Source organism: Phenylobacterium sp., from assembly GCF_036963605.1.
GTDB lineage: Bacteria > Pseudomonadota > Alphaproteobacteria > Caulobacterales > Caulobacteraceae > Phenylobacterium.
In genome coordinates this window covers 39,335-66,275 of record NZ_JBALUY010000002.1, presented here as the reverse complement: position 1 = coordinate 66,275, position 26,941 = coordinate 39,335, and the positions used below count along the sequence as shown (strand labels likewise).

The window sequence follows — 26,941 nt, the reverse complement described above, 5'->3', positions numbered from 1 at the left end:
GCGTCTGCCCCGGCCGCCGAAACGCCCCCGCCGCCCGCCCTGGAGCCGGTGTTTTGAGCCTGAGCGCTGGCCGTCTCGATCCGCTGAGCTGGCTCGGCCTGCCGATCCTTCAGTGCGTTCTGGCCACCATCCTGTTCAGTCTGCCGGTGCGGGTCTTCGGCTGGGGCCTGCCAGAGCCGATCTTCTGTATGGCGCCGGCCTTCGCCTGGGCGGTGATCCGCCCGTCCATGCTGGCGCCCTTCGGAGTGCTCGTCATGGGCCTGTTCCTCGACCTCTTCTGGGGCGGTCCCCTGGGGCTCTGGGCGCTGTCCCTGCTGGTGGCCTATGGCGCCGTGCTCGGCGCACGCTCGATGATGGTCGGGCAGAGCCGGCCGATGATGTGGATCTGGTTCGCCGTGGCCTGCGCCGTGGCCGAGCTGGTCGCCTTCCTGGTCACCCAGCTCACCGCCCGGGCGACCCCCAATCTTCTGGCGGTGCTGTGGCAATTCCTCGCCACAATCCTGCTGTATCCATTTGCGCACCGGCTCATCGACAGGTTCGATGACGCCGATGTGCGGTTCCGATAGGGGGCGACGGCGTTGAGCGAGCCGTCCATCTTCTTTTCCGAGGTCAATGAGCGGCAGGGCACCTTCCACCGCCGCAGCTTCCTGCTGGGCGGTTTCGCCGGGGCCGGGATGCTGGCGCTCGGGGGCCGTCTGGCCCACCTGCAGATCCTCGAGGCCCAGCGCTACGAGAAGCTCTCGGCCTCCAACCAGTTCAACTTCCGTCTGGTGCCGCCGCCGCGCGGGTTGATCGTCGATCGCAATGGCGAGGTCCTGGCCACCAACCGCCCGAACTTCCGCCTGCTGGTGGTCAAGGACGGGGTCCACGAGCCCGGCGCCACGCTGAAGACCCTGGCCCATTTCGTGCCCCTGGACGACGATCGCCAGGCCCGGCTGATGCGCGAGTTCGAACGCACGCCGAACCAGCGTCCCGTCTCGGTCATGGAGGACATGACCTGGGAGCAGTTCTCGGCGATCAATGTGCGCGCGCCCGAGATGCCGCATGTGACCGCCGATATGGGCGAGGTGAGGGTCTATCCGTATGGCGGCGCCTTCGCCCATGTGATCGGCTATGTGGCCAAGGTGAACCGCGAGGACCTGACGGACACCGGCCCCAATTCCGAGCCCATCCTGCTGCATCCAGGCTTCCGCATCGGCCGCCAGGGGGTGGAGAAGGCCTTCGATCTCGACCTTCGCGGTCGCACCGGCGCCAAGAAGGTCGAGGTGGACGCGCGGGGCCGCGAGATTCGCCACGACCAGGACGGCGACATCCCCGCCGAGGCCGGCAAGACCGTCGCCCTGACCCTGGACGTCGATATCCAGAATCGCGCCCTGGAGGTGATGGGCGACGAGAGCGGCGCCATCGTCGTCATGGACTGCCGCAGCGGCGACCTGCTGTGCATGGTCTCGACGCCCAGCTTCGACGCCAACCGCTTTGTCCGGGGTCTATCGACGGCCGAGTACCGCGCCCTGGCCGACTATGAGCGCCGGCCCCTGCTCGACAAGGCCATGAGCGGCACCTATCCGCCGGGCTCCACCTTCAAGCCGACGGTCGCCCTGGCGGCGCTGGAGGCGGGGATCGACCCCGAACAGCGGATCAACTGCTCCGGCGGCTGGTACTTCGGCGGGCGGACCTGGCGCTGCTGGCGCCACGGGGGCCACGGCCCCCAGAACATGCACGACGCCATCAAGAACTCGTGCGACATCTATTTCTATCAGGTCGCCCTGCGCATGGGCCCCGACTACATCGCCCGCGCGGCCAAGGCCCTGGGCTTTGGCCAGACCTTCGACATCGGCATTCCGGGCCAACGCAGCGGCGTGGTCGGCTCCACCGAATGGAAGCGCACCCAGGTCAAGCGCGACCCCACCTGGCATCCCGGGGATTCCGTCAGCTACGGGATCGGCCAGGGCTATGTGGCGGTCAACGGCCTGCAACTGGCGGTGATGACCGCGCGCCTGGCCAATGGTCGCAAGGCGCTCAACCCGCGGCTGGTCAAGTCGGTAGGGGGCGTGGAAATGCCGCCGGGAGACGAGGTCGCGGCTCTGCCGTTCTCCACCGAGCATCTCGACTATGTTCGCGCCGGCATGATCTCGGTGGCCAATGACCGCAGCGGCACCGCCTATCGCCAGAGCCAGCTTGGCCTGGGCGATGTGATGATGGCCGGCAAGACCGGCACGGCCCAGGTCCGCAGCTATGACGGGGTGGCCTCGCGCAGCAGCGACAGCGTCCGTTGGGGACTCAAGGACCACAATCTCTATGTGGCTTTCGCGCCGGTGGATGATCCCCGCTATGCGGTGTCGGTCATTATCCAGCACGGCGGCAAGGGCGGCGCCACCGCCGCGGCCCCCCGGGCCCGCGAAGTGATGCGGGTGGCCCTGCTGAAGGACCCCGAGATCCGGGCCCGGATCGAGCGCCCCCTGCCCATGCCCGATGTCAGCGATCTCCCGACAGTGGGCGCGGCGCCGGACGCCCCCGTGGAAGGCCCGCCCCTGGCGGCTGATCCGGCGGCGCCCACATGACCGTCAGCGCCCTGACCCGGCCGGGTGAGCGCGACCGCCTGGTCGTCAAGTTCACCCAGATCGACTGGACCTTTGTCGTCGCCCTGTGCCTGCTGGCCGGCGCCGGCTCGCTGATGATGTTCTCGGTGGCCGGGAGCTCTTGGGAGCCTTGGGCCGGGGCGCACCTGTTCCGCTTCGGCTTCTGCCTGATCCTGATGATCGCGCTCGCCCTGTTCGACATCCGCGTCTGGTTTGCGCTGGCCTATCCGATCTATGGCCTTGGCCTGGCCTTGCTGGTGGCGGTGGAGCTGTTCGGCGACACCCGCATGGGCGCCACCCGCTGGCTGGACCTGGGCTTCATGAGCTTCCAGCCGTCCGAGGTGATGAAGGTCGGCATCGTCCTGGCCCTGGCCCGCTTTTATCACGGCGTCTCGGCGGAGAACGCCCGCCTGTCCTGGTGGCTGCTGATCCCCGCCTTCATGATCGGCGCGCCGGTGCTGCTGGTGGCCCATCAGCCCGACCTTGGCACCGCCATGCTGATCGCCATGACCGGCGGCGCCATCGTGGTGCTGGCGGGGTTGTCCTGGCGGATCATCGCCACCGCGGCCCTGGCCTTCATCGTGGCAGTGCCGCCGATGGTGATGTTCGTGATGCACGACTATCAGCGCAAGCGGGTGCTCACCTTCCTCAACCCCGAGAGCGACCCCTCCGGCTCGGGCTATCACATCCTGCAGTCGAAGATCGCCCTGGGCTCTGGCGGGTTCTTCGGCAAGGGGTATGGGTTGGGCTCGCAGAGCCAGCTCAACTTCCTGCCTGAGAAGCACACCGACTTCATTTTCGCCACCCTGGCCGAGGAGTTCGGCTTCCTGGGCTGCGCCTCTGTGCTGGCCATCTTCGCCGCGGTGATCTTCATGGCGCTGCGAACAGCCGCCCTGGCCCACAGCCACTTCGGTCGGCTGGCCGCCTCGGGGGTGACGGCGACCTTCACCCTCTATGTGCTGATCAACGGGGCCATGGTCATGGGCCTGGCGCCAGTGGTGGGCGTGCCCATGCCGCTGCTCTCCTACGGCGGCACCGTCATGCTGACCGTGATGATCGGCTTTGGCTTGGTCCAATCGGTGCGGGTGCACCGCTACACCGAGGTCACCAGCGGCAAGGGCGCCTTCGTCTGAAGAAGGGCGCCTTCGTCTGAAGGTTGACCGCGTCTAGCGTCCGACCAGCGCCTCGTCGGTGGCCCGCACCAGGGCGTCGACCACACCCGGCTCGGTGGAGGCGTGGCCGGCGTCCCAGACCACGTCGAGCCTCGCCTCGGGCCAGGCGCGGCTGAGCCGCCAGGCGGCGTCCATCGGCGTCACCACGTCGAACCGGCCCTGGACGATCCAGCCCGGAATGCCGCGGATCTTGTCGACATTCTTCAGGATCCAGTCGTCTTCCGGGAAGAAGCCCTTGTTGACGAAGAAGTGGCATTCGATCCGCGCAAAGGCGATGGCGAAGTCCACCTCGTTGAACTTGGATGGCCGGGCTTCCGGGCCGCGGATGGAGATGGTGTCTCCCTCCCACTGGCTCCAGGCGGTGGCGGCCTCGGACTGCACCCGGCGGTCGGCATGGACCAGGCGGCGGTGATAGGCGCCCATCAGGTCGCCGCGCTCATCCTCGGGGATGGGAGCCAAAAAGCGCTCCCAGGCGTCGGGAAACAGCATCGAAGCGCCGTTCTGGTAGAACCAGCCCAGTTCGCGCTGCGTCAGCAGGAAGACCCCGCGCAGGACCAGGCCCTCGACCCGGTCTGGATGGGTGATGGCGTAGGCCAGCGCCAGGGTCGAGCCCCACGAGCCGCCGAACACGGTCCACTTCTCCACGCCCAGCTTGACCCGCAGCCGCTCGATGTCGGCGATCAGGGTCCAGGTGGTGTTGTGCTCCAGCCGCGCATTGGGATGCGAGCGGCCGCAACCCCGCTGGTCGAACAGGGCCATGCGCCACTTGGCCGGATCGAAGAACCGCCGCATGGTCGGGTTGATCGCCCCGCCAGGGCCGCCATGCAGGATCACGCAGGGCTTGCCGTCGGGGGCGCCACACTCCTCGTAGTAGACTTCGTGCTCGCTCTCGGTGCCGAGCCAGCCATGGGCGAAGGGCTCGTTTTCCGGATAAAGCCCGCGGCGCTGGCCATAGGCGGAGACGGAGGATGTGGGGGAGGGGCGATCCATCCGGCTATTTACGCCGGGAAACGCCGCCGCATCCAGTCGATGATGTGCCCGTTTACCGCGTCCGGCTGCTCCTGCTGCGTCCAATGCCCGGAGTCGGTCACCAGGACCTTCTCCAGGTCCGAAACATGATCGCCCATCTTGTCGGCCATGGAGGGGGGAAGGACCGCATCCTTCTCGGCCATGATCATCAGGCAGGGGATGTGGTCGATACGCGTGGGCAGGTCAGCGCCGTTCTCCCAGTTGCGGGTGAAGTTGCGATACCAGTTGATGCCGCCGGTGAAGCCGCTGTGCTCGAACAGGGCGACAAAAACGGCCATCTCCTCGGCGCTCAGGAACTGGTTGGCGTCCGTCGCCGGGTCATAGGCCGCCAGGGCCTGGGCGAAGGCGAAGCTCGACCCGCCTTCTTTCTTCTCGCCAGCCTCACGCAGGGCGGCGGGCTTGCGCATGAAGAAGGCCATGGTCTTGGCCACGTCGTCGGCCAGGACGCGGTCGGGTTCCTCAGGGGTCTGGAACCAGACGATGTACATGTCCGGCCCATAGATCTGGCGGAAGAGCGAGATGGGCTCGGCCGGATAGCGGGGCAGGAACGGGGTGTTGAGGCCGATGACTCCGGCGCAGCGGTCGGGGTGCGTCAGCGGCATCTGCCAGACCACGAAGCCGCCCCAGTCATGGCCGCAGAACACCGCCTTTTCGAGGCCCAGGTGATCGAGCAGGCCCACCAGGTCGCCGGTCAGATGCGCCATGTCATAGTCGGCCACGGCCTCAGGGCCGCGGGTCAGGCCATAGCCCCGCTGGTCCGGCGCGATGACGCGGTAGCCCGCCGCCGCCAGCGCCGGGATCTGGTTGCGCCAGGAAAAGGCGGTCTCCGGAAAGCCGTGGCACAGCACGATGGCCGGGCCGTCCTTGGGGCCGGCTTCGTAATAGGCCATCTCGATCCCGTTCACCTGCGCGGTCTGCACAGGCGGCATCAGGGTCTTCAGGGCCGGCGGCAGGGCGGGGGACATGGTGGGCTCCAGGGCGATCGTGATTTCGCGAAAAGTGGGCCGATAACCCGGGGGAAGGCAAGGCCAGGGCTTCCCCTGTGGGCGCCATCGCTTAGATAGGGGCATGACCAAAGTCCAAGCCGCCGCCCCGGTCCCCACGCCCTGGGGGCTCGTGATCCTGTTGGGCGCGCTCACGGCCTTCGCGCCCATGTCCATCGACATGTACCTGCCCAGCCTGCCGGCCATCGGCCAGTCGCTGGGGGCGAGCGCCGCCCAGACCCAGACCACGGTGGCGGCGTTTTTCGCCGGCATGGCCATCGGGCAGTTCATCTATGGGCCGGCGTCGGACCGGTTCGGACGGCGCGGGCCGATCCTGGCGGGGATCGCGGTCTATCTGGCGGCCACCGTGGTCTGCGCGCTTTCGACCTCGCCGGAAATGCTGATCGCCGCCCGCTTCGTGCAGGCCCTGGGCGGCTGCGCCGGCGGTGTGGTGGCCCGGGCCATCGTGCGCGACCGCTTCGACCACACCGAGACGGCCCGGATGCTGTCGCTGCTGATGCTGATCATGGGCATTGCGCCGATCGTGGCGCCTCTGCTGGGCGGGCTGGTCCTGCAGGTGGCGGGCTGGCGAGCCATCTTCTGGGTGCTGGTGGTCTTCGCCCTGGTGGTCGGGGCCTTCGCCCTGTTGCGCCTGGAAGAGAGCCGGTCGGAGGCCACCGCCGTCCAGGCCCGCGCCGAGAACCCCTTTGCCGCCTTTCGCGCCCTGCTGCGCCAGCCACGGCTGGTGGGCTACGCCCTGGCCGGCGCGCTGAACGGGGCGACGCTCTTCACCTATATCGCCGCCTCGCCGGTGCTGCTGATCGAGGTCTATGGCATCTCCTCGGCCAATTTCGGCTGGGTGTTCGGGCTGAACGCCGCCGGCGTCATCGGCGCCAGCCAGGCCAACCGCTACCTGCTGAAATATGCTGGTCCCGACCAGGTCCTGGCCCGGGCCAGCCTGATTGCGGTGGGCTTTGGCGCATTGCTGGCCCTGGCGGCGGTGACCGGGTTTGGCGAGCGTTGGACCGTGCTGCCGCTGCTGTTCCTGATCCTGTCGACCTATGGCTTCATCCAGGGCAACACCATGGCCGGCGCGCTGAGCGTCGATCCCAGCCGGTCGGGGTCGGTCTCGGCTCTGATGGGCGGCGCCTCGTTCGGGGTGGGCGCGGTGGCCGCCAGCCTGACGGGCCTGGCCTATGACGGCACGCCCGCGCCGATGGCGGTGACCATGGCGCTGGCCCTGGCGGGTTCAGCCCTGGTGCTGCGGTTCATGGCCCTGCCGCGCGAGGCGAGAATCTAGCTGGCGGTCGGCCTGGCCATGGCTGCGATGGCCAGCACCACCCATCCGCCCATGAACAGCAGGCCGCCGATGGGCGTCACGGCGCCGAGGATGCGCGGGGCGCCCATGGCCATGGCGAACAGCGTCCCGCAGAAGATCAGCCCGCCGGCCAGGAACACCGGCGGCGCGGCCCGGGCGAGCCGAGACCCGCGGGTGGCGACGAACGCCGCGGCGAACACCGCCAGGCAATGCAGCATCAGATAGGTGGCGCCGGTGTCCATCCAGGCCTTGGCCTGCGGATCGGCAACCCCATGTGCGCCGAACGCGCCGATGGCCACGGCCAGCAGGCCCCCGAGGGCGGCCAGACCCAGCCAGATGCGTTCGACACCCATCGCATGCTCCTGCGTTACCCACGGCGTCATCATAGCGTGACGCCCCGATCATCCGGCGCCAACCTTCAGGCGAATCGTACGGCTATGCCAGGAGATCGACCATGGGCTTGCGGACAATCGCCGCCGGAGTAGCGGCCCTCGCCCTGGGCGGAAGCGGCGGGGCGGCCCTGGCCGACAGCGGCAGCTTCGGCGCCTGGAGCGTGGTCTGCGACAACGCCCGCGTCTGCACGGCCTTCGGTTTTGGCGAGCTGGGGGAGGTCGGCAGTTCGGGCTTTCTGCGCGTGAGCCGCGGCGCAGGCCCTGCCGATGCGCCGGTCATCGACCTGGTCACCGCCGGCATGGCCGCCACCAGCCTCGCCCTGGCGGTGGATGGGGTGACGCCCAGGGGCCTGGCCGCCGTGCCCGCGACGCCCATGCAGGATGATCCCGAGCGGCGGCTGACGGAGCTGACGCCGGAGCAGAGCGCGGCCCTGCTGGCGGTGCTGGCCAATGGCTCTGCCCTGACCCTCAAGGAGGGCCGCAACCCGGCGACCACCATCTCGCTGACGGGTTCTTCGGCGGCCCTGCGCTTCATGGACGACCGGCAGAAGCGGGCCGGGACCACCACGGCCCTTGTCGCCCGCGGGGCCGCGCCAGCCTCCAGCGTGCCCGCGCCGCCGGCCTTGCCGCAGGTGACGCCGGCGGCGCGCATCGCCCAGCATGACCTGCCGTCCGAGCCGTCGGCCGCCCTTCAGGCCCGGCTGGGCGCCTGCGACGAGGACATCACCGATCTGGGCCTCGACCCGCAGGTCGCCCGCCTTGCGCCGGGCAAGCTCTTCTGGGGCGTGGTCTGCAGCCGCGGCGCCTACAACGTCATCTACAGCCTCTTCCTCACCGATGAGATCGGCGGCGACGTAAAGGCCCTGCAGGTCCCCTATGCGGATGGGGAGCGTACGGCCGAGCTGATGAACATCGACTTCGACGCTGAAACCCAGACCCTGACCAATTTCGACAAGGGTCGCGGCCTGGGCGACTGCGGCGCCCTGACCAGCTGGGTCTGGACCGGCAAGGCCTTCGCCCTGGCCCACCAGACCCTGATGCCTGACTGCCAGGGGGTGACGTCGGAGTATTGGCCGGTCAGCTACCGGTCGCGCTAGACTCGGGCTAGAGCGGTCAGGCTCCTCTTTCCGCAGGCTCCGCCATGCCGTCGCTGCCCGTGCGCCTGGGCCTGTTCTATTCGGCCATCTTCGTGGGGCTGGGCGCCAGCGCGCCCTATATTCCCGTCTGGTTCGCCCGGCATGGCCTCTCGGGCGCCGAGATCGGCCTGATCCTGTCGGCGCCGATGATGGCCCGGATGATCACCGCCCCGGCCATCGGGGTGTGGGCTGACAGTTTCGCCCTGCGTCGCACGCCGCTGATGATCATGGGCGCGGTGGCCGCCTGCGCCTATGTCCTGCTGACCGCGCCGTTCGGCTTCTGGTGGTGGTTCGCCGTCTGGTTCGTGGCCGCCTCGGCCCTGTCGACCATCTCGCCGCTCACCGATGTGATCGTGCTGGCCAGGGCCAGGCGGGACGGCTTCAACTATGGCTGGCCGCGGGGGATCGGCTCGGCGGCCTTCATCCTGGCCAATGTGACCATGGGGGTGCTGCTGGTTCAGGGACCGGCCGACCTGGTGCTCGCCTGGATCATTGCTGCGGCGGTGCTGACGGCGGTGGGGGCGCGGTTTCTGCTGCCGCCCGACCCCGTGCGCGAAGGGGGCGGGCGGGCGCCCTTCGCCGAGCGGATGGCCGGGTTGAAGGGCCTGCTGACTGATGGCGGCTTCATGCTGGCGGTGGTGTCGGTCGGGCTGATCCAGTCGGCCCACGCCTTCTATTACGGCTTCTCAGCCCTGGTCTGGAAGGCGCAGGGCATTCCCGAAAGCCTGACCGGAATCCTCTGGGGGTTCGGGGTCGCCATCGAGATCGGCTTCCTCTGGTTCATGGAGCCGTGGCGCCGTGCGGTGGGGCCGCGGCGGCTGCTGGTGATCGGCGGCGTGGCCGCGGTGGTGCGCTGGGGGACCTTGGCCCTGTCGCCGCCGCTGTGGCTGCTGTTTCCCATCCAGGCCCTGCACGCGCTGTCCTTCGCGGCCACCTTCATGGCCTCGCTGCAACTGGTGGAGCGGCTGTCGCTGCCGGGCAACGCCTCGGCGGCCCAGACAGTGAACTCGGCCTTTTCCGGCGGCCTGCTGATCGGCCTGGCCACCATCGGTTCGGGCGCGCTCTACGACGCGGTGGGCGCCTATGGCTATTTCGCCATGGCCGCCATGTCGGCCCTCGGCTTGGCCGGGGCGCTCAGGCTGTATGGGGTTCGGCGACTGGACGGGTGAGCTCGGCGCAGAAGGCGCCCGCGGCCGCCGTGACCGCCTGGCGGATCTGGGCGAGGTCGAAGGCGGCGGTCTCAGCGCACTCCCGGGCCTGGGGCACGTGCAGGAAGCCGACGCGGGGCGCGGCCTTGGCGTGCAGCAGCCGGTAGAGGGTGAAGTTGCAGAGATAGTCGCCGGCGTCCTCCGACAGGGCGACCGGCAGGCCTTCGGTCTCCAGGGCCGAGGCCATGGCCTGACACGGCGCGGTGGCCGCAATCACGTCCTCGCCAGCCTCGGCCACGAGGGGCGAGCCCCAGACCCGGCCGGCCTGGTCGGGGCGATCACGGCTGGCGCAGTTGCGGCCCAGGGTCTCGACGCGGAACGTCTCGGCCTCCACCGCCACGCCGACCACCAGTACGCCGTCGGCGGGAGTGCTCTGCAACTGGCGCAGGATGGTTTCGGCCGCCCCCTGCCATTGGACCGGCAGGGTCAGGTAATCGACTTCCGCGCCGGGCGGCGTCCAGGCCTCGCGGGCCAGGGTGGCGATGACGGCGGCGGACGGATTGAGCGGGGCTTCGGGAAAGCTGCCGAAGCCGCAGAGCAGCAGGCGAGGGGAGGTCATGCCCCCTTATAGCCCAAGCAGCCTTGAATGCCCCAACGTCGGGGGGCGAGACTGGGGAAAACACAGGAGTTTGAAAACGATGCGCGCCCTGCAAGCCGCCGCCCCGTGGGGGCCGGACCATCTGACCATCATCGAGGCGCCTGAGCCGACGCCGGGCCATGGCGAGGTCCTGGTCCGGATGAAGGCCGTGTCACTGAACTATCGCGACCTGATGATGATCAACGGCATGTATGGCCGCGGCTCGGCCAAGGCCGACGCCCTGACGCCGTTCTCCGATGGCTGCGGGGTGATCGAGGCGGTGGGCGAAGGCGTCACCCGGGTGAAGGTGGGCGACCGCGTCGCGACCATGTTCTTCCAGGGGTGGATATCGGGACCGCCGACCCTGGAAAAGGCGATGACGGCCCTGGGCTCGCCCATCCCCGGCGCCGGCCGCGAACTGGCGGTGTTCAGCCAGGAGGGGGTGTCCAAGGTTCCGGACTTCCTCACCGATCAGCAGGTGGCGACCCTGCCGTGTGCGGCGCTCACCGCCTGGCGGGCCATGTTCGAGGATGGCGACCTGTCGCCCGGCGACACGGTGGTGCTGCAGGGCACGGGCGGCGTGTCGATCTTCGGCCTGCAGTTCGCCAAGGCCGCGGGCCTGCGCGCCCTGATCACCTCGTCCTCGGACGAGAAGCTGGCCCGCGCAAGGGAGATGGGCGCCGACCACCTGGTGAACTATCGCCAGACGCCGGAATGGTCCAAGCCCGTGCGGGAGGCGACCGGCGGTGTCGGCGCCGACTTCATCATGGAGGTGGGCGGCCAGGGCACCATCGACCAGAGCCTGAAGGCTGTGCGCATCGGCGGCCATATCGCCATCATCGGCGTGGTCGCCCAGGGCGGCGCTGGCATCAATCCGGCGGTGCTGATCGGCAATGCGGCGCGGATGCAGGGCGTCTTCGTCGGCTCCCGCGACATGTTCGAGGCCATGTGCAAGGCCATCGAACTGCACAAGATCTCGCCCGTCGTGGATAAGGTCTTTCCCTGGACCGAGGCCAAGGCGGCCTTCGCCGCCATGGCCGGCGGCGAGCACTTCGGCAAGATCGTCCTGGAGTTCTAGGAGCCTGACGCGGCCGGCGTCGTCGCCGGCCGCGGAGGCCTCAGAAGATCAGCTTGCGGATGGTCAGGCGGACGGTGCGGCCCACCGGGTCCATCAGGTCCGGCTGATAGGTGATGGGAACGGCGCCGTCGGCGGTGCGCACCTGCTGGCGGCTGTCGAAGATGTTTTCGATCGACAGGGTCGCCCGGGCGCCGCGCAGCCAGCTGTACTGCCGCGCCCAACGCTGCATGCCGGGATCGGCGAAAAGCCGCAGATCGACGGTGGCGAAGTCGGAGAATTCGAGGTCGTCGCCGGTCGCGCCGCCATCAATGCGGGTGGCGCTCTGCCAGCTGGCGTCCATGGCCACGCCGAGGCCGGACTTCGAATAGTTGGCCTGCAGCTCGACCTCATGACGGGGCGAGCCGCCGCCGGAACCGAGGGCTGCGCCGTCCAGGAGATCCAGGGTCGGCATGCCGGGCGCGATCTGCACCTCATCGCGGAAGGCGTAGGTGTGATAGAGGCCGACCTGGAAGACGCCGCTGCGCGGGCCGCCGCCGCCGAAGCCGCCAAAGCCCCCGCCGCCGCCGGGGCCGCCACGTCCGCCGCCCATGGGCGGACCGCCGCCACTCGGAGGACCGCCGGCGCGAGGACCTTCCCCGGGGGGCGGACCCCCAGGGGGACCTTCGCCATTGGGCGTGTGGGCGGAGGGCGTCGGGGCGCCGCCTTCTGCGCCTTCGGCCGGGGCGCTGGCCGCTGCGGGACGCGCCGCTTCGAAGCGGCGGCGCATCTCGGCCCGCTGGTCGTCCGTCGGAGCCGAGCCCACCTGCCGCGAATAGGTCAGACCCCAGCGAACCTCGTCGCGGGCCTGAAGGGCGAAGTTCACCGGCCGGGCGTCGATGGCCGTCAGGGCGCCCGAGGCGTCGCGGGTGAAACGGTCGGGGAAGGCGGCCTCCACCTGGGTCGAGGCCGAGGGGAAGGCGACGATGGCGTCGTGGGTGCGGCTGGAGACGTAGTTGGCCTGGAACCGGAGATTGACGTCCTCAAAGGGCTCGTATGTGGCGCCCAGCTTGAAGACGTCCTTTTGCCCGGCGTCGAGGTTGGCGATGCCGCCGGACGTACGGGTCACTTCGGCGGTTTCGCCGCGGACCAGGTCGAAGACCCGAACCCCGGTCGTCACGGTGACGGGATCACCTAGCTGGTTGATGGTCGGCGCCTCGCCGCTGCGGCTGAACGAGCCCAGCACGCGGATTTCCGGGGTGGGCCGCCAGTTCAGGCCGTAGCCATAGGTCTCCAGGGCGCCGAAATCGGAGACCTGTTCGATCCCGAAATTCAGATTGCCGGACAGGCGGCCGATCCGCTCGCCCAGGCCTTCGCCCGCCCGGGTGAGGGGGATGTCGAAATTGCTCCGCAGCTCGCCGACGGTCCGCGACAGGTCGCTGGACTGATCGACGCCGAGGCGGGTGGCCTCGCTTTCCAGTTCGATCGCCGAGGCCCGGGCGGTGAGCGCCGTGCTCACCTGGCCGGCCGGCAGCTCCCAGAGCGCGCGGTTGAGCACCAGGTCGGCCTGGGCCGAGGTGCTGAGCGTGCGGGAGGTGTCGAGGAAGGCCACGCCGCCCGAGGCCCGGTCGGTGTCGGTCTCGGTCTCGCCGCGCTCGATCTCGCCGGTGGTCGACCATTGCCAGCCGGCCAGGGCGCCGGCGGCCGAGGCGGCGAGCTTGCCCGTCTGGGACTGGGTGTTGCGCAGCTGGGCCTCAGGCCCGAAGGGCGAGAGCCCCTGGCGGGACTCGCTCTCGCTGGCCTCGAACAGGCCGTTCACCGAGAAGGAGACGCCGTTGTCCAGCGGTTTGGCGTAGACCGCGTTCAGGCTCACATCGTTCGACTGTGGCTGGAGGGAACGGAAGGCGCCTTCGCCGCCGACGATGTCGCGGTCGCTTTCCTCGATGGGATCGGTGGTGTTGGCCTTGGCATCCAGGGTCAGCCGCCGGCCCTGCAGGATATCGAGGCGCGCGCCGTGGGCGCCCAGGGTCTCGCCGCCGCCGGCCTGGGTGGGCGTGGTCGCCGACCCCTCGACCAGGGTGGCGCGGAACCTCGGCCGCAGCACCATGTTCACGACCTTCTGTTCGGCGGGGTAGCCGTACTTCAGGGAGAGTTCCTCAGGCAGGATCTCGACCCGGGCGATCGCCTCGGTGGGCAGGTCGCGGATCTCTGAGAAGCCGGAGATGCGACCGCCATTGATCAGGATGACCGGTCGGCCGCCCCCTTGGCCGCTGCCGATCTGGGGCGCCAGCGCCTCCAGCAGTTCGGTGACGCTGGACGCACCATAGGCGCGGATTTCCTGGGGCGACAGGGTCAGCTCCGGGGTGATGTCGCCGATCACCGAACCGGCCGGCCGCGACCCGCTGACCACCAGTTCCTCGACCTCGACATCGCCATAGTCGTAGTCCTCGGCCTCCTGGGCGAGGGCGGCGGTGGACAGGCTGGCCAGCGCGACGCCGGCGAGGAGGTGCGCCCGCAGGCGGGCGGCGCGGGGATGAGGGAGACTCAAAACACGGTATCCTGATGCTGACCTGGGCGGCGGGGAGACCGCCCATGTCTGCTCTCACGGGCGAAGTCGCCATATCCGTCGCGATCACGGCGCAAGCGAGGCGGGTGCGCGGGACAGGCGGCGCAACGGATCGGCTCGACGCCGATGCGATAGGATGGAAATAGAGCTTGAGCCGGAACCTGGGTCCGGCCCCATAGGTGGGCGCATCCCATGGAGACGCCAGAGGATGAGCGAACGCTTCCTGAGTCCCAGCGAAACCGCGCGGCGCCTCGGTGTCGGTGTGCGGGCCTTGCGCCTTTACGAGCGGAAGGGTCTGGTCCGGCCCGGGCGGACGGCCTCAGGCTGGCGAGTCTATGGGGCAGGGGACATAGAGCGCCTGCACCATGTGCTGACGCTGAAGTCGCTCGGTCTGTCCTTGGCCCGCATCGCGCAGGTCCTCGGCGGTCGGGCGCCGGACCTGCCGGCCCTGCTCGCCCTCCAGGAAGACGTCCTCACCACGCGGATCAACGACCTGGACCGTGCGCGCAAGGCGGTTCAAGCCGCGCGCGCGACGATGTCGCGGGACGGGCGACTCTCCCTGGAAAACCTCATTGAACTTGTTAGGGAGACGACCATGTCGACCATGGATGAAGCCAGACTGGCGGCCAGCGCCCACCAGGTGTTGCGCGACGCGATCGATCCGGAGCTGCCCGGCCTCTATCGCGGCAAGGTGCGCGACAATTACGACCTGCCGGACGGGCGGCGGATCTTGGTCACTTCCGATCGACTGTCGGCCTTCGACCGGGTGCTGTGCTGCGTTCCGTTCAAGGGCCAGGTGCTGAACAGCGTCGCCCGCTGGGCCTTCGAGCAGACCGCCGACATCTGTCCCAACCACGTGCTGGACTATCCGGACCCCAATATTGTGGTGGGGCGGCGGCTTGAGATTCTGCCGGTGGAGATCGTCGTGCGCGGCTATCTGGCGGGTACGACCAGCACCTCGGTCCTGACCATGTACCGGGCTGGCCAGCGGGAGATGTACGGGCATCGGCTGCCCGACGGCCTGGCCGACAACCAGGCGCTGGAGGCGCCGATGATCACGCCGACCAGCAAGGCCGTCGACGGGGCCCATGACGCGCCGCTGACCGCAGAAGAGATCACCGGCCGCGGCCTTCTCAGCCAGGCCCAGTGGCGACAGGTCAGCGAAACCGCCCTGGCGCTGTTCGCCCGGGGCCAGGCGCTGGCCGCTGAGCGCGGTCTGATCCTTGCCGATACGAAGTACGAATTCGGCGTCGACGCCGAAGGAACCCTTCGCCTCGCCGATGAAATCCACACCCCCGATTCCAGCCGCTACTGGCGGGCCGACACCTACCCGCGCCGTCTCGCCGCCGGCGAGAGCCCAGAGAGCTTCGACAAGGACGTGATCCGCGCCTGGGTGGCGGCGCGGTGCGATCCCTATGCCGAGGACATCCCGGAAATCCCGCCGGAACTGATCTGGAAAACGGCCCTGACCTATGTCGAGGCCCACGAGCGGATCACCGGCCGCGCCTTCGAGCCGCCCAAGCCCGCGCCGGCGGTGCAGGAGCGGGTCCTGGCCGCGCTAGGTAATTTCCACGGGGGTTAGACGCCTCCCAGGCGGCTTACACCGCTTGAGTTCGGCGAGAGACCGAAGGACCATGCATCGATCTCAGGCGCGCTTGCGGAGCGAGCCCTGGGGCTTGAGGGGGATGGAGGCGGGGCGATGTCTATGACCGGCGGATGCCAGTGCGGGGCCGTGCGGTTCCGCGTCGAGGGCGACCTCGGCGAAGCCTCCATCTGCCATTGCCGCATGTGCCAGAAGGCGACGGGCGGCCTGTTCGGTCCCTTCGTCGGCGCGCCATTCGAAGCTCTGGTCTGGACCCGCGGCGAGCCCAGGCGTTTCCAGAGCTCAAACAAGGTCCGTCGTGGATTTTGCGGCGACTGCGGCACCCCGCTGACCTTCGAATATGGCGGCCAGCATGTCAGCCTGGCCATCGGCGCCCTCGACCGACCCGCCGAGGTGCGGCTGTGCGAGCAACTCGCCTCGCCGGCGCAGGTCCCCTATTTCGAAGACCTCGCGAGCCTGCCGGTCCACCCCCTGGACGAGCCTGCCGCGGCCGTTCACCTGGCGGGTATCGTGTCCTACCAGCACCCCGACCACGACACGGAAGAGTGGGAGGTCAGGCGCTAGGGCGCCCGAGGACCAACACCTGAGCAAGACGGCCATGGGCGTCCGGAACTACCTGATCGAAGGCGTTTCCGGGGCCGGCAAGACGACGGTCGCTGAGGAACTGGAGCGGCGTGGCCGCCACGTCATCCATGGAGACCGGACCTTGGCCTATCTCGGCGATCCCGAGACGGGCGCCGCCCTGGAGCCGCTGACTTCGGAGGCCGTGACAGACATCGCCCGGTGGCGCCACGAGCGCTGGATCTGGAACGTGGACGAGGTCGAGCGCCTGGCCGCCGACCGGAGCTCTGCGCAGTCCTTCTTCTGCGGCGGGTCGAGAAACCACCGCCACTTCATCCATCTGTTCGACGAGGTCTTTATTCTCGACATCGACGCCGACACCTTGAGCCGGCGACTTGCCGCGCGGGCGGAGGACGAGTTCGGAGGGAGGCCGGCCGAGCGGCGGCTGATTGCGCGGCTGCACGCCACGAAAGAGGACCTGCCGAAGACCGCCGTGAGCATCGACGCCACCGCGCCCATCGCCCGCGTTGTCGATGAGATCCTCTCCACGTGTCGTGGGTAGGCGAGGCTCGTCATCATTCCCCTCAGGTGTGCTGGCGCTCTCGCGTTTTATAGCTATATTGATGGCCATAATATCCGGGGGTCGAAGATGTCCACCTACAGCGTCGCCGATGCAAAGAATGGCCTTCCTAGGCTGATAGACCTCGCGCTCGATGGCGAAGAGGTCATCATCACCCGACACGGAAAGCCGGTGGCGGAACTACGAGCGATCCGTTCAACCCCCGTGACGCCCGGCGCGGGCTACGACTGGCTACGCGCCCGTCGCCTGAAGCCTACCGGGGCGGCGCAGACGTCCGTCGAATTGCTGCGGGGCATGTACGAAGACGGCGAGGTTTGAGCTTCTATCTGGACGCCAGCGCGATCCTGCCGATCCTGGTGGAGGAGGCGGCCAGCGCCACCCTGGACGCCTTTGTGTCGGACTTGGCCGAGCCTCTGACCGTAAGCACTTTCGCGGCGGGCGAGACCGCCTCGGCCGTATCGCGTCTGGTGCGCACAGGGCGCCTGAGCGCCGATGATGCCCGCGCCCTGCTCGCCAGCTTCGACGCTTGGCGGGCCACAAGCGCGATCCCCGCCCAGCTGGCGCCGTCGGACGTTGAGGTCGCCGACCTCTATGTCCGACGCTTTGATCTGATGCTGCGCATGCCCGACGCTCTTCACATCGCGCTATGTCGGCGGGATCGGCACGTCCTGGTCACCCTTGATCGGCGAATGGCGGAAGCCGCTCGCGCCTTGGGCGTTGAGGTGCGACACCTAGCATGACCGCGGGCGGCGCTGGTTTGGACGCAGCGGCCTTGCTCAGATCGACGCGTTCTCGTGGCTGGGCGGCATGAACACGCGCTGTTGGCCAAGTGGACATCTGCGCGCTTCACAATGTTCGTGTTTTGTTCTTGACGGCCCCCGTTTCTTTGGCAGAGTTTCGCTAGCGTGAGTTTTTGCGCCCCAGGCGCCCGTGGCCAAGCTGCAGCTCGCGTAACAGCAATGACAAGTTAGCATAAGGAGCAGGCATGGCGCGCCGCCCCATTGATCCCGCACGCCTGGGCGGGGAAGCCTTCTCACTGGTATCGAAGAACTTCGTCTGAAATTGAGCAAGAACGTGATGAAGTCGAAGCCCAAGACTGGCTAGACTATCAATTCGAAACACGGCGGCAGTCCGGAGCCACGCAGCAGACGGAGGGCCTGATCGCTCCTGCTGTGGACGACGGCCTCTACATTGCAACCGGTACCGGCGGTTGGCGGCGCATTGGCGACGGGTTGGACTCCCAACACGATGGCGGACCTTCCTTCCATCCCGCGGAACCACAGCAAGCCTATTTCTTACCAGTCGGCGATCCTGCGAACCCGCGCCTCATTAGGCAGTGGGAGAAGCGTGAGGGCCGCCCTTGGCCGCGAGATCCTTTGACGGGCAGGCTATACGACGTCGGCCACATCAAGGCGCTGGCTGATGGTGGTACCAACACGCTTGAGAACATTGAGCCCATACACCGGGACCTTCATGTGGCGCAGCACAAGGCGAATGGGGACTATTCCCGCTGGGCGAAGCGCGCCGCCATAGCCAGGGCGTTCGGGGGGCGTGTCGCGCGAGCCCTAAGTCCCCTCGCAATATTGCCAACCATCACCGGGGTGCTCTCCAACCGCATCCGCACGGACAACTGGGACAACTTTACGAGCGACATGGTGGGATGGCCCAGCGAGGAGGACATGCAGCGGCAGCTTGAGCGCGAACAAAAGGTGATCAATTCCGATTGGAAACCTGGCGATCCGGTCGTAATCTGAGACCCTTCGTTTCCGCAGGTCTCGCCTCATGAACCCTCCCGTCGACACTTCAGGCTTTCAACTCGCGGGCGTGCCTGATCCTGAGGAGGACGCGCAACTCGCCGAGCTTGAGGCGGAGGCGCGTGACTATGTCCTGACACGCCCCTGGTCGAAGCCCATCGGCGAGATGCTGCTGGCCTTTGGGGTGAGCCGCATCCTCGCCCTGTTCCTTGTTCGCTTTGACGAGCCGATACGGTGGGAGGGCGAAGAGGATGCCGAGCTATGGGTGATCGTAGGGGACCTGCCGCCCGCCCATTTTGCGACTGACGACTCCCCCAACGCCGCCGAAGCGCTCGAAACCTATTGCGTCTTCATGGAGGATTGGGCCGATCGAGTCTTAGACGATGACGACCTGGAAGGCGCTTATCCGGTCGCCGCCGCCCCGACAGAAGAGCACGCGCGGATGCTAAAGAGCAGGCTTGAATTCATCCGCGAGAATATCATCCCGGTGGTCGATGTCGGACGAGGCGGCGCTTCCGCCAATTGAGCTATCGCCTTGGCGAAACGAAAAAGGGCCGGGCGCCTTGCGGCGTCCGGCCCTTCTGTCGTCTGCGTCGTCCTGACCCTAGTTCTTGGCCAGCCAGTCGACGATTTCCTCGGCCGCCTGTTCGGGCGACAGGGTGGTGGTGTCAACCATGATCTCGGCGTTTTCCGGCTCTTCATAAGGAGAGTCGATGCCGGTGAAGTTCTTCAGCTCGCCGGCTCGGGCCTTGGCGTAGAGGCCCTTGACGTCGCGCTCTTCGGCCACGGCCAGGGGGGTGGCCACATAGACCTCGACGAACTCGCCGTCCTCCATCAGGTCGCGGGCCATCCGGCGCTCGGCCCGGAAGGGCGAGATGAAGGAGACCAGCACGATCAGCCCCGCATCGACCATCAGCCTGGAGACCTCGGCCACCCGACGGATGTTCTCCACCCGGTCCTCTTCGGTGAAGCCCAGGTCCTTGTTGAGGCCGTGGCGGACATTGTCGCCGTCCAGCAGATAGGTGTGGCGACCGTCGGCCTGCATCCGCTTTTCGACCAGGTTGGCGATGGTCGACTTGCCGGCGCCCGAGAGGCCGGTCAGCCAGACCACCCGGCCCTTCTGGCCCTTCTGGGCGGCGCGGGAGGCCTTGGAGACGTCCAGGGCCTGCCAGTGGATGTTCTGGCTGCGGCGCAGGGCGAAGTGGAGCATGCCCGCCCCCACCGTCCGGTTGGAGATCCGGTCGATGAGGATGAAGCCGCCAAGGGTGTGGTTGTCCTTGTAGGCGTCGAAGGCGATGGGGGCGTCGAGCGAGATATTGCAGACGCCGATCTCGTTCAGCTCGAGCCGCTTGGCGGCCAGCTGTTCGAGGGTGTTCACATTCACCTTGTACTTGGGCTCAGTGATGCTGGCGCCGACGACCCGGGTCCCGATCTTCATCAGATAGGGGCGGCCGGGAAGCATGCCCTCGTCGTCCATCCAGACGATGGTGCTCTCGAACTGGTCGGCCACTTCCGGCGGCTGGCCGGCGATGGAGAGGACATCGCCGCGGCTGACGTCGATCTCGTCGGTCAGCGTGATTGTGACCGACTGGCCGGCCACGGCGCGGGGCAGGTCGCCGGTCATGGTGACGATGCGGGCCACGGTGCTTTCACGCCCCGAGGGCAGGGCCTTGACCTTGTCGCCAGGCGCGATGGTCCCGGTGGCGATCAGGCCGGAGAAGCCGCGGAAATCCAGGTCCGGCCGGTTGACCCACTGGATGGGCATGCGGAAGGGCTTCTCCCGCAGGTCATCCTCGACCTCAAGGGCTTCCAGGTGCGGCATCAGCGCCGGACCTTTGTACCAGGGCGCCTTCTCGCTGGTCTCGGTGATGTTGTCGCCCTTCAGAGCCGACATCGGAATGGCGGTGAAATCGCGGATGCCGATCTGGGCGGCGAAGTCGTGGTACTCGGCCAGGATGGAGTCGAACACCTCCTGGCTCCAGCCGACCAGGTCCATCTTGTTGATGGCCAGCACCACGTGCCGGATGCCCAGCAGGGAGACGAGGTAGGAGTGCCTGCGCGTCTGGGTCAACACGCCCTTGCGCGCGTCGATCAGGATGATGGCCGCGTCCGCCGTGGAGGCGCCGGTGACCATGTTGCGGGTGTACTGCTCGTGGCCAGGGGTGTCGGCGACGATGAACTTGCGCTTGTCGGTGGAGAAGAAGCGGTAGGCGACATCGATGGTGATGCCTTGCTCGCGCTCGGCGGCCAGGCCGTCCACCAGCAGGGCGAAGTCGATATCGCCGCCTTGGGTGCCGATCTTCTTGGAGTCGGCCTCCAGCGCGGCCATCTGATCCTCGAAGATCATCTTCGAATCGTAGAGCAGGCGGCCGATCAGGGTGGACTTGCCGTCGTCCACCGACCCGCAGGTCAGGAAGCGAAGCAGGCTCTTGTGCTCGTGAGCCTTGAGATAGGCGTCGATATCTTCGGCGATGAGTGCGGACTGGTGCGACATCAGAAGTAGCCCTCTTGCTTCTTCTTCTCCATCGAGGCGGCCTGGTCGTGATCGATCACGCGGCCCTGGCGCTCGGACGTGGTGGTGAGAAGCATTTCCTGGATGATTTCGGGCAGGGTCGCCGCCGTGCTTTCGACCGCGCCGGTCAGGGGGTAGCAGCCGAGTGTGCGGAAGCGGACCGACTTCATCACCGGGGTCTCGCCCGGACGAAGCGGCATACGGTCGTCATCGACCATGATCAGGGCGCCGTCACGCTCCACCACCGGCCGCTCGGCCGAAAAGTAGAGGGGGACGATGGGGATGTTCTCCAGGTGGATGTATTGCCAGATGTCCAGCTCGGTCCAGTTGGAGATCGGGAACACCCGGATGCTCTCACCCTTGGCCTTGCGGGCGTTGTAGAGGTTCCACAGCTCCGGGCGCTGGTTCTTGGGGTCCCAGCGGTGCTGGGCCGAGCGGAAGGAGAAGACGCGCTCCTTGGCGCGGGACTTTTCCTCGTCGCGGCGGGCGCCGCCGAAGGCCGCGTCAAAGCCGTACTTGTCCAGCGCCTGCTTCAGCCCCTCGGTCTTCCACATGTCGGTGTGCAGGGCCGAGCCATGGTCGAAGGGATTGATGCCCCGTTCCACCGCTTCCGGATTCTGGTGCACCAGCAGCTCGAAGCCGAGGTGCTGCGACATCCGCTCGCGCATCTCGTACATGGCCCGGAACTTCCAGGTCGTGTCCACGTGCAGCAGCGGGAAGGGCGGCTTGGACGGGTAGAAGGCCTTGGCCGCCAGGTGAAGCATCACCGCGGAGTCCTTGCCCACCGAATAGAGCATCACCGGGCGCTCGGCCTCGGCGACCACCTCCCGCATGATGTGAATACTCTCCGCCTCCAGCCGCTGGAGGTGGGTGAGGGTCTCGGCGGAAAGGCCGGGCGTGGGGCCGCTCTTGGCGGCCTCGGCTTGGCGGGCGTCCATGACAGTCGAACCTTGCATGGGAGTCATCTGGGCCTGAGTGTCCGTGCGTTGCTCAAAAAAATCCGCCCGTCGGTTGCACCCGACACGCAGACTGGCCCTTTCCCGGTCAGTTAAGGGACCGAGGCGCCCAAGGCAAGCGCAGGCTCAACCTGCGGTTCAAGTTCCGGGCCAGTGCTGATCCCTTAGCGCGTGCGCCGCACAATCCCATGACGTCGGGCGCCCGATCTGGGTGAATCCGTGACTTTGTCGGCTTTTGGCGCAGGAGCGAGGACCTCAGGCGCGGGCCTGACCTGTCTCTTTCTGGGACTCAGCCGGCGCCGCAGCAAGGGCTAGCGCCTGATCGATCCCCTCGAGCAACCGCTCGGGGGTGATCGGCTTGGACAGGTGCAGATCGGCGCCGGCCTGGGCCGCTTCCTGACGGTGGTGCTCCATCGCATTGGCGCTCAGCATGGCGATCGGGGTGCGGCCGCGATGGGGTTCGGCGCGCTCGGCCTTACGGATTTCGGCGATGGCGGTCAGACCGTCCATGACCGGCATCTGCATGTCCATCAGGATCAGGTCGTATCCGCCCTGGCGCCAGGCCTCGACCCCCAGGGCGCCGTTTTCGGTCAGGGTCAGATCGATGTCGAACGGCGCCAGGATCATCTGGACGACGCGCTGGTTGGTTGGATTGTCCTCGACCAGCAGGATCCGCAGGCTGACGGGGACATTGGCGGGCGCGGCGGCGGGCGCGGCCTCCATCGGAAGATCGGAGAAGGCCTCAAGCTGGGCCAAGGGGAGGCTGGCGATGAACTGGCTTCCCTCGCCCAGGCGCGAGCGGACGGTGATGGTTCCGCCCATGAGGTCGATCAGCGACTTGGTGATCGACAGGCCAAGGCCGGTCCCGCCGAAGCGCCGTGTGATGCCGGAGTCGGCCTGTTGGAAGCGGCGGAAGAGGGTGTCGCCCACCTCTTCGTCGAACCCGACGCCTGTGTCGGTCACCTGCAACTCCAGCCGGCCGTCGACGGTCCGGGTCAGAACCAGGCGCACCTCGCCCTGCTCGGTGAACTTGATGGCGTTGGCGGTCAGGTTGCCGAGGATCTGCTTGAGCCGGACGGCGTCTCCCAGATAGCGCCCCTCGACCCCCTCGGCGCAGTCCAGATGGAAGCCGATGCCCTTCTCGCGGGCGCGCAGCCGGGCCATGTCGATCACCCCGCCGATCTCCGCCATGAGGTCGAAGGGCCTCACCTCCAGGGTCAGGCCGCCAGCCTGCACCTTGGACAGGTCGAGGATGTCGGAAACCAGCCGCTCAAGCATGGCGCCCGAGGACTGGATGACCTCGACCATTTCCAGCTGCTCCGGCGCCAGGGCCGTGCGGCGCAGGACGCCGGCGACAGCGATCACGCCATTGAGCGGCGTGCGAATCTCGTGGCTGACATTGGCCAGGAAGTCGGCCTTGACCTGCACAGCCTCCTGGGCGGCCTTGCGGGCCTTGGGGACTTCGGCTTCATAGGCGCGCTTGCTGACCGCCCGCCACAGGGCGATGCGGATGTCGCCGGGCTGACCGTCGGCATCCGACGGTTGAACAGCGTTGAGCATGACCGGCACCCGGACGCCGTCGGCGCGGACGATGTCAAGGGCCAGTTCCTCGAGGCGGCCGGCCAGGGCCAACTCCTGCTGCAGGCGGGTCTGCAGGAAGATGCGGCCGGCGACGCTGAGCAGGCGATGGAGCTTTATCCCGCTGTCCAGGTCGGCCCGGCTCGCGCCGATCAGGTCGAGGAAATAGGCGTTGGCCGACAGGATCTCGAAATCGGCGCTGAGGTGGAGCAGACCGCAAGGCACGAGATCGAAGAGGTCGCCAGCATCGGCGACGGGGATGGAGCGTGTCACCAATTCAGGCGGCCTGACGTCCGCCTTGTTCGGCGACAAAGGCCTTGATGGCGTCGATCACCTCGGCCGGCGCGCTCATGTGAGGGCAGTGACCGCTGGCGTTCAGAATGCGGCGCTGGCTGCCGATGATCGCCGCCTGGACATAGGCGCCTACCTCGGCGGGCGCCAAGGCGTCGTCGCTGCACTCGATCAGCAGGGTCGGCATGGTCACCTTCCGATAGTCGGCCCGGTGGTCAGAGCGGAAGGTGACGTCGGCGAAAGCCTTGGCGATTTCGGGATCTGCCCGGCAGACGCTGTCGCGCCACTCATCCTGCAGGGCTGGGCCATTCTCCTTGCCGATGACCATGGGCGCCATCAGGGCCGACCAGTCCAGATGGTTCTTGTCCATCAGGTCCAGGAGTTCGTCGATATCGGCCTCATCAAACCCGCCCACATAGGTGTCGGTATTGGCGTAGCGCGGCGAGGGGCAAACGAGGACGAGGGCCGAAAACAGGTCCGGACGGGCCACGGCGGCCAGGACGCCGATGGTGGCGCTGACCGAATGGCCGACGAAGATGACGTCCTTCAGGCCCTGGCTGTCGCAGATCTCGATCACGTCGGCGGCGTAACCATGCAGGGAGCTATATTTCTGGGAGTCGTAGGCGCTCGCGTCTGAAAGACCCGCGCCCACATGGTCGAACAGGCCGACGACGCCCTGCTTGTCAAAGGCGTAGGCCACATGGCGCCACATGTTCTGGTCGCAGCCAAAACCGTGGGCGAACAGGATGGTGGCGGGACCCTGGCCGCGAAAGGTCACGTTATTGCGGGCGACGATGTCCATACCCAGCTGCTCCAACTCACAGACCCGCACTTTGCTGCGGCGCACCTAACAAAGGTTGAAAAAATTCGAGATTTCTTCGCCCGGGGGAGCGCGGCCAGGGAAGACGAGGTCCGGAAACCGCTATCGGGCCTGACTCGATGTCCGAAAACCGCGAGACAGGGGGGCGCGTCGGCGCGATGGTCGCCGTCATGGATCTGGATGACGACGCCTGCTACCGCGCCTTTTCGATGCGTGACGCCCGCCTGGACGGGAAGATCTTCGTCGGCGTGCGCTCGACCGGGGTCTATTGCCGGCCGATCTGCCCGGCGCGTACGCCGCTACGGCGCAATGTGAGCTTCTACCCGTCCGCCGCCGCCGCCCAGGAGGCGGGCTTCCGGCCCTGCCTGCGCTGCCGGCCCGAAACCTCGCCGGACCTTGGCGCCTGGCGGGGCGCGTCCAACACGGTGGCCCGCGCCCTGGCCTTGATCGAGGACGGCGCCCTGGACGAGGGCGATGTGGAGGCCCTGGGGGACCGTCTCGGCGTCGGCGGACGCCAACTGCGCCGGCTGTTCAAGACACACCTGGGCGCCTCCCCCGTGGCGGTAGCCCAGACGCGGCGGGTGCTGCTGGCCAAGCAACTGATCCACGACACGGCTTTGCCCATGGGCGAGGTGGCGCTGGCGGCGGGCTTTGGCAGCGTGCGGCGGTTCAACGAGACCTTCCAGCAACTGTTCGCCAGACCGCCTGGGAATCTGCGCCGCGCCCGACGGACGGAGGTCAGCGGGGCGGACGGCGGGATTGTCACCCTGCGACTGGCCTATCGGGCGCCCTATGACTGGGCCGCCATGCTGGACTTCCTGGCGCTGCGCGCCGTTCCGGGTGTCGAGCAGGTTGTAGATGGGCGCTACGAGCGGAGCCTGCGCATCGGCGCGGATGTGGGGCGGGTGAGCGTCGCGCCGGGGGCCGGCGAGACCCTGGAGGTTCGCGCCCAATTCCCAAGACTGCAGGTGCTGCCGCAGGTCATCGCCCGGGTGCGCCGGGTGTTCGACCTGGGCGCCGACCCGGCCCTGGTGAACGCCCACCTGTCGCGCGATCCGGCGCTCGCGCCGCTGGTGGCGCAACGTCCGGGACTGCGGGCGCCCGGCGCCTGGGACGGCTTCGAGCTGGCGGTGCGCGCGGTGCTTGGCCAGCAGATCACCGTGGTCGGCGCCCGCAGCATCGCCGGCCGGTTGGCCGCCGCCTATGGGGAGGCCCTGCCTGGGCGGCTGGCCTCGCCGGGCCTGACCCACCTGTTTCCGACCGCCGAGGCGCTGGGGATGATCGACCCAGCCGGCCTGCCCATGCCACAGGCTCGGGCGCGGGCCCTGGTGGCGCTCGCCGCCGCCGCGGCAGCCGATCCGCAACTGTTCGCCCCGCGCGGGACGCTGGAGGACGCCGTGGCGCGGCTGAAGGCGCTGCCGGGGATCGGGGAGTGGACGGCGCAGTACATCGCCCTTCGCCAGATGCGGGAGCCTGACGCCTTCCCCCACGGGGACATCGGCCTGATGCGCGCCCTGACCGGCCCGGACGGCGTGCGTCCCACCGCCCCGCAACTGGCCGCACGCGCCGAGGCCTGGCGGCCCTGGCGGGCCTATGCCGCCCTGCATCTCTGGGCCTCGGAGGGGATGACCCCTGCGAAGCTCAAGCCCATTCGAAATGAGCCTCGTCATGACCAGAACGCCGCCTGACCGCCTGTTCCAAGCCGATATCCCCACACCGCTCGGCCCGGCCCGGATCGTCTTTGACGGCGAGGGCGTGCTGCGGGCCTTCGACTGGGAGAGCCACGAGGCCCGCATGGTCCGCCTGCTCACCCGCCACTACGGTCCCGCCGCCGCCGCCGGGGTGGCCGAGGCGTCGCCGCCGCCGGCTCTGGCCGGCCCGTTCGCGGCCTATTTCCACGGCGAGACCGACGCCTTGGCCAAGGTGCCGTGGGCGACGGGGGGAACGGCGTTCCAGCAGGCGGTCTGGCGGGCGCTCTGTGAGATTCCTGCCGGCCAGACCTGGTCCTATGGCCAACTCGCCGCCCATGTGGGGGCGCCCAAGGCCGTGCGCGCCGTGGGCCTGGCCAACGGCTCCAATCCCGTGGGCCTGGTGGCGCCCTGTCACAGGGTGATCGGGGCGAGCGGCGCCCTGACCGGCTACGGCGGCGGCCTGGACCGCAAGCAGTGGCTCCTGCGCCATGAGGGCGCGAGCTTTCGCGCGCCTGCGCCGGACCTGTTTTCGGCGGCGCCTTAACCGGCTTTCACCCTCGCCCCCGCCAGTCTAGGCTCAA

The 26,941-nt window shown here is 68.1% G+C and carries 25 protein-coding genes and 1 pseudogene; 17 read left to right on the top strand and 9 right to left on the bottom strand.

Annotated elements, in window-relative coordinates:
* The 3 genes from V7702_RS01090 to rodA all read left to right on the top strand — a co-directional run.
* The coding region (locus V7702_RS01090; protein ID WP_335648296.1) for a hypothetical protein at nt 1-566 on the top strand (566 nt) is incomplete at its 5' end.
* A 12-nt stretch (nt 567-578) separates the two neighbouring features.
* Complete coding sequence (gene mrdA / locus V7702_RS01085) at nt 579-2,561, top strand: penicillin-binding protein 2 (RefSeq protein WP_335648295.1); 1,983 nt, start codon at nt 579-581, stop codon at nt 2,559-2,561.
* Nucleotides 2,558-3,712, top strand: a complete 1,155-nt coding sequence (rodA, locus tag V7702_RS01080; protein ID WP_335648294.1) for a rod shape-determining protein RodA — start codon at nt 2,558-2,560, stop codon at nt 3,710-3,712. The genes mrdA and rodA overlap by 4 nt, the downstream gene beginning before the upstream one ends.
* Nucleotides 3,713-3,745: 33 nt before the next feature.
* Here rodA and pip read toward each other — a convergent pair whose 3' ends face one another.
* Nucleotides 3,746-4,741, bottom strand: coding sequence for a prolyl aminopeptidase (gene pip / locus V7702_RS01075; protein WP_335648293.1), 996 nt, complete (start codon nt 4,739-4,741; stop codon nt 3,746-3,748).
* 8 nt (nt 4,742-4,749) lie between these two features.
* Nucleotides 4,750-5,745 (bottom strand): alpha/beta fold hydrolase, encoded by a 996-nt coding sequence (locus tag V7702_RS01070; protein WP_335648292.1) that lies wholly within the window; start codon nt 5,743-5,745, stop codon nt 4,750-4,752.
* 103 nt (nt 5,746-5,848) lie between these two features.
* Between V7702_RS01070 and V7702_RS01065 the strand changes: the two genes are divergently transcribed.
* A complete protein-coding gene (locus V7702_RS01065; protein WP_335648291.1) occupies nt 5,849-7,063 on the top strand; it encodes a multidrug effflux MFS transporter in 1,215 nt (404 codons plus the stop codon).
* Here the strand turns inward: V7702_RS01065 and V7702_RS01060 are convergent.
* On the bottom strand, nt 7,060-7,434 hold the full coding sequence (locus tag V7702_RS01060; protein ID WP_335648290.1) for a DUF423 domain-containing protein: 375 nt from the start codon (nt 7,432-7,434) through the stop codon (nt 7,060-7,062). The genes V7702_RS01065 and V7702_RS01060 overlap by 4 nt on opposite strands.
* Nucleotides 7,435-7,535: 101 nt before the next feature.
* On the opposite strand from V7702_RS01060, the gene V7702_RS01055 reads away from it, so the two are divergent.
* Both V7702_RS01055 and V7702_RS01050 read left to right on the top strand, forming a co-directional pair.
* Nucleotides 7,536-8,570: a DUF1176 domain-containing protein gene (locus V7702_RS01055; protein WP_335648289.1), complete on the top strand. Its 1,035-nt coding sequence runs from the start codon at nt 7,536-7,538 to the stop codon at nt 8,568-8,570.
* Nucleotides 8,571-8,614: 44 nt separating this feature from the next.
* Nucleotides 8,615-9,778: an MFS transporter gene (locus V7702_RS01050; protein ID WP_335648288.1), complete on the top strand. Its 1,164-nt coding sequence runs from the start codon at nt 8,615-8,617 to the stop codon at nt 9,776-9,778.
* Here the strand turns inward: V7702_RS01050 and V7702_RS01045 are convergent.
* Complete coding sequence (locus V7702_RS01045) at nt 9,744-10,376, bottom strand: pyroglutamyl-peptidase I family protein (protein ID WP_335648287.1); 633 nt, start codon at nt 10,374-10,376, stop codon at nt 9,744-9,746. The genes V7702_RS01050 and V7702_RS01045 overlap by 35 nt on opposite strands.
* Nucleotides 10,377-10,455: 79 nt before the next feature.
* On the opposite strand from V7702_RS01045, the gene V7702_RS01040 reads away from it, so the two are divergent.
* Nucleotides 10,456-11,472, top strand: coding sequence for a zinc-dependent alcohol dehydrogenase family protein (locus V7702_RS01040; protein WP_335648286.1), 1,017 nt, complete (start codon nt 10,456-10,458; stop codon nt 11,470-11,472).
* 40 nt (nt 11,473-11,512) lie between these two features.
* Here V7702_RS01040 and V7702_RS01035 read toward each other — a convergent pair whose 3' ends face one another.
* Nucleotides 11,513-13,996: a TonB-dependent receptor plug domain-containing protein gene (locus tag V7702_RS01035; protein WP_335648285.1), complete on the bottom strand. Its 2,484-nt coding sequence runs from the start codon at nt 13,994-13,996 to the stop codon at nt 11,513-11,515.
* A gap of 154 nt (nt 13,997-14,150) precedes the next feature.
* Between V7702_RS01035 and V7702_RS01030 the strand changes: the two are divergent.
* The 8 genes and pseudogenes from V7702_RS01030 to V7702_RS00995 form a co-directional block, all read left to right on the top strand.
* Nucleotides 14,151-14,522, top strand: a pseudogene (locus tag V7702_RS01030) (MerR family transcriptional regulator); the annotation flags it as partial.
* 111 nt (nt 14,523-14,633) lie between these two features.
* The gene (locus tag V7702_RS01025; RefSeq protein WP_442958379.1) at nt 14,634-15,596 is read left to right on the top strand and encodes a phosphoribosylaminoimidazolesuccinocarboxamide synthase; all 963 of its coding nucleotides are present in this window, start codon (nt 14,634-14,636) and stop codon (nt 15,594-15,596) included.
* 117 nt (nt 15,597-15,713) lie between these two features.
* Entirely contained in the window at nt 15,714-16,181 is a 468-nt protein-coding gene (locus tag V7702_RS01020) for a GFA family protein (RefSeq protein WP_335648284.1), read from the top strand.
* 34 nt (nt 16,182-16,215) lie between these two features.
* The gene (locus tag V7702_RS01015; protein WP_335648283.1) at nt 16,216-16,740 is read left to right on the top strand and encodes an AAA family ATPase; all 525 of its coding nucleotides are present in this window, start codon (nt 16,216-16,218) and stop codon (nt 16,738-16,740) included.
* Nucleotides 16,741-16,827: 87 nt separating this feature from the next.
* On the top strand, nt 16,828-17,076 hold the full coding sequence (locus V7702_RS01010; RefSeq protein WP_335648282.1) for a type II toxin-antitoxin system Phd/YefM family antitoxin: 249 nt from the start codon (nt 16,828-16,830) through the stop codon (nt 17,074-17,076).
* Nucleotides 17,073-17,498 (top strand): type II toxin-antitoxin system VapC family toxin, encoded by a 426-nt coding sequence (locus V7702_RS01005; RefSeq protein ID WP_335648281.1) that lies wholly within the window; start codon nt 17,073-17,075, stop codon nt 17,496-17,498. Before V7702_RS01010 ends, V7702_RS01005 begins: the two co-directional genes overlap by 4 nt.
* 261 nt (nt 17,499-17,759) lie before the next feature.
* The gene (locus V7702_RS01000) at nt 17,760-18,512 is read left to right on the top strand and encodes an HNH endonuclease signature motif containing protein (protein ID WP_335648280.1); all 753 of its coding nucleotides are present in this window, start codon (nt 17,760-17,762) and stop codon (nt 18,510-18,512) included.
* A 28-nt stretch (nt 18,513-18,540) separates the two neighbouring features.
* The gene (locus V7702_RS00995) at nt 18,541-19,038 is read left to right on the top strand and encodes a hypothetical protein (protein ID WP_335648279.1); all 498 of its coding nucleotides are present in this window, start codon (nt 18,541-18,543) and stop codon (nt 19,036-19,038) included.
* A 78-nt stretch (nt 19,039-19,116) separates the two neighbouring features.
* Here the strand turns inward: V7702_RS00995 and cysN are convergent, their stop codons facing one another.
* From cysN to V7702_RS00975, 4 genes are all read right to left on the bottom strand, one after another.
* A complete protein-coding gene (gene cysN, locus V7702_RS00990; RefSeq protein ID WP_335648278.1) occupies nt 19,117-21,006 on the bottom strand; it encodes a sulfate adenylyltransferase subunit CysN in 1,890 nt (629 codons plus the stop codon).
* The gene (cysD, locus tag V7702_RS00985; RefSeq protein WP_442958378.1) at nt 21,006-21,962 is read right to left on the bottom strand and encodes a sulfate adenylyltransferase subunit CysD; all 957 of its coding nucleotides are present in this window, start codon (nt 21,960-21,962) and stop codon (nt 21,006-21,008) included. The genes cysN and cysD overlap by 1 nt, the downstream gene beginning before the upstream one ends.
* Before the next feature lie 273 nt (nt 21,963-22,235).
* Entirely contained in the window at nt 22,236-23,831 is a 1,596-nt protein-coding gene (locus V7702_RS00980) for a PAS domain-containing hybrid sensor histidine kinase/response regulator (RefSeq protein ID WP_335648276.1), read from the bottom strand.
* A 4-nt stretch (nt 23,832-23,835) separates the two neighbouring features.
* Nucleotides 23,836-24,651 carry an alpha/beta fold hydrolase gene (locus tag V7702_RS00975; RefSeq protein WP_335648275.1) on the bottom strand — a complete coding sequence of 272 codons (816 nt, stop codon included), beginning with the start codon at nt 24,649-24,651 and terminating at the stop codon, nt 23,836-23,838.
* A gap of 188 nt (nt 24,652-24,839) precedes the next feature.
* On the opposite strand from V7702_RS00975, the gene V7702_RS00970 reads away from it, so the two are divergent.
* A complete protein-coding gene (locus V7702_RS00970) occupies nt 24,840-26,357 on the top strand; it encodes an AlkA N-terminal domain-containing protein (RefSeq protein ID WP_335648274.1) in 1,518 nt (505 codons plus the stop codon).
* Complete coding sequence (locus V7702_RS00965) at nt 26,338-26,904, top strand: methylated-DNA--[protein]-cysteine S-methyltransferase (protein WP_335648273.1); 567 nt, start codon at nt 26,338-26,340, stop codon at nt 26,902-26,904. Before V7702_RS00970 ends, V7702_RS00965 begins: the two co-directional genes overlap by 20 nt.
* The last annotated feature ends 37 nt before the right edge of the window (nt 26,905-26,941 follow it).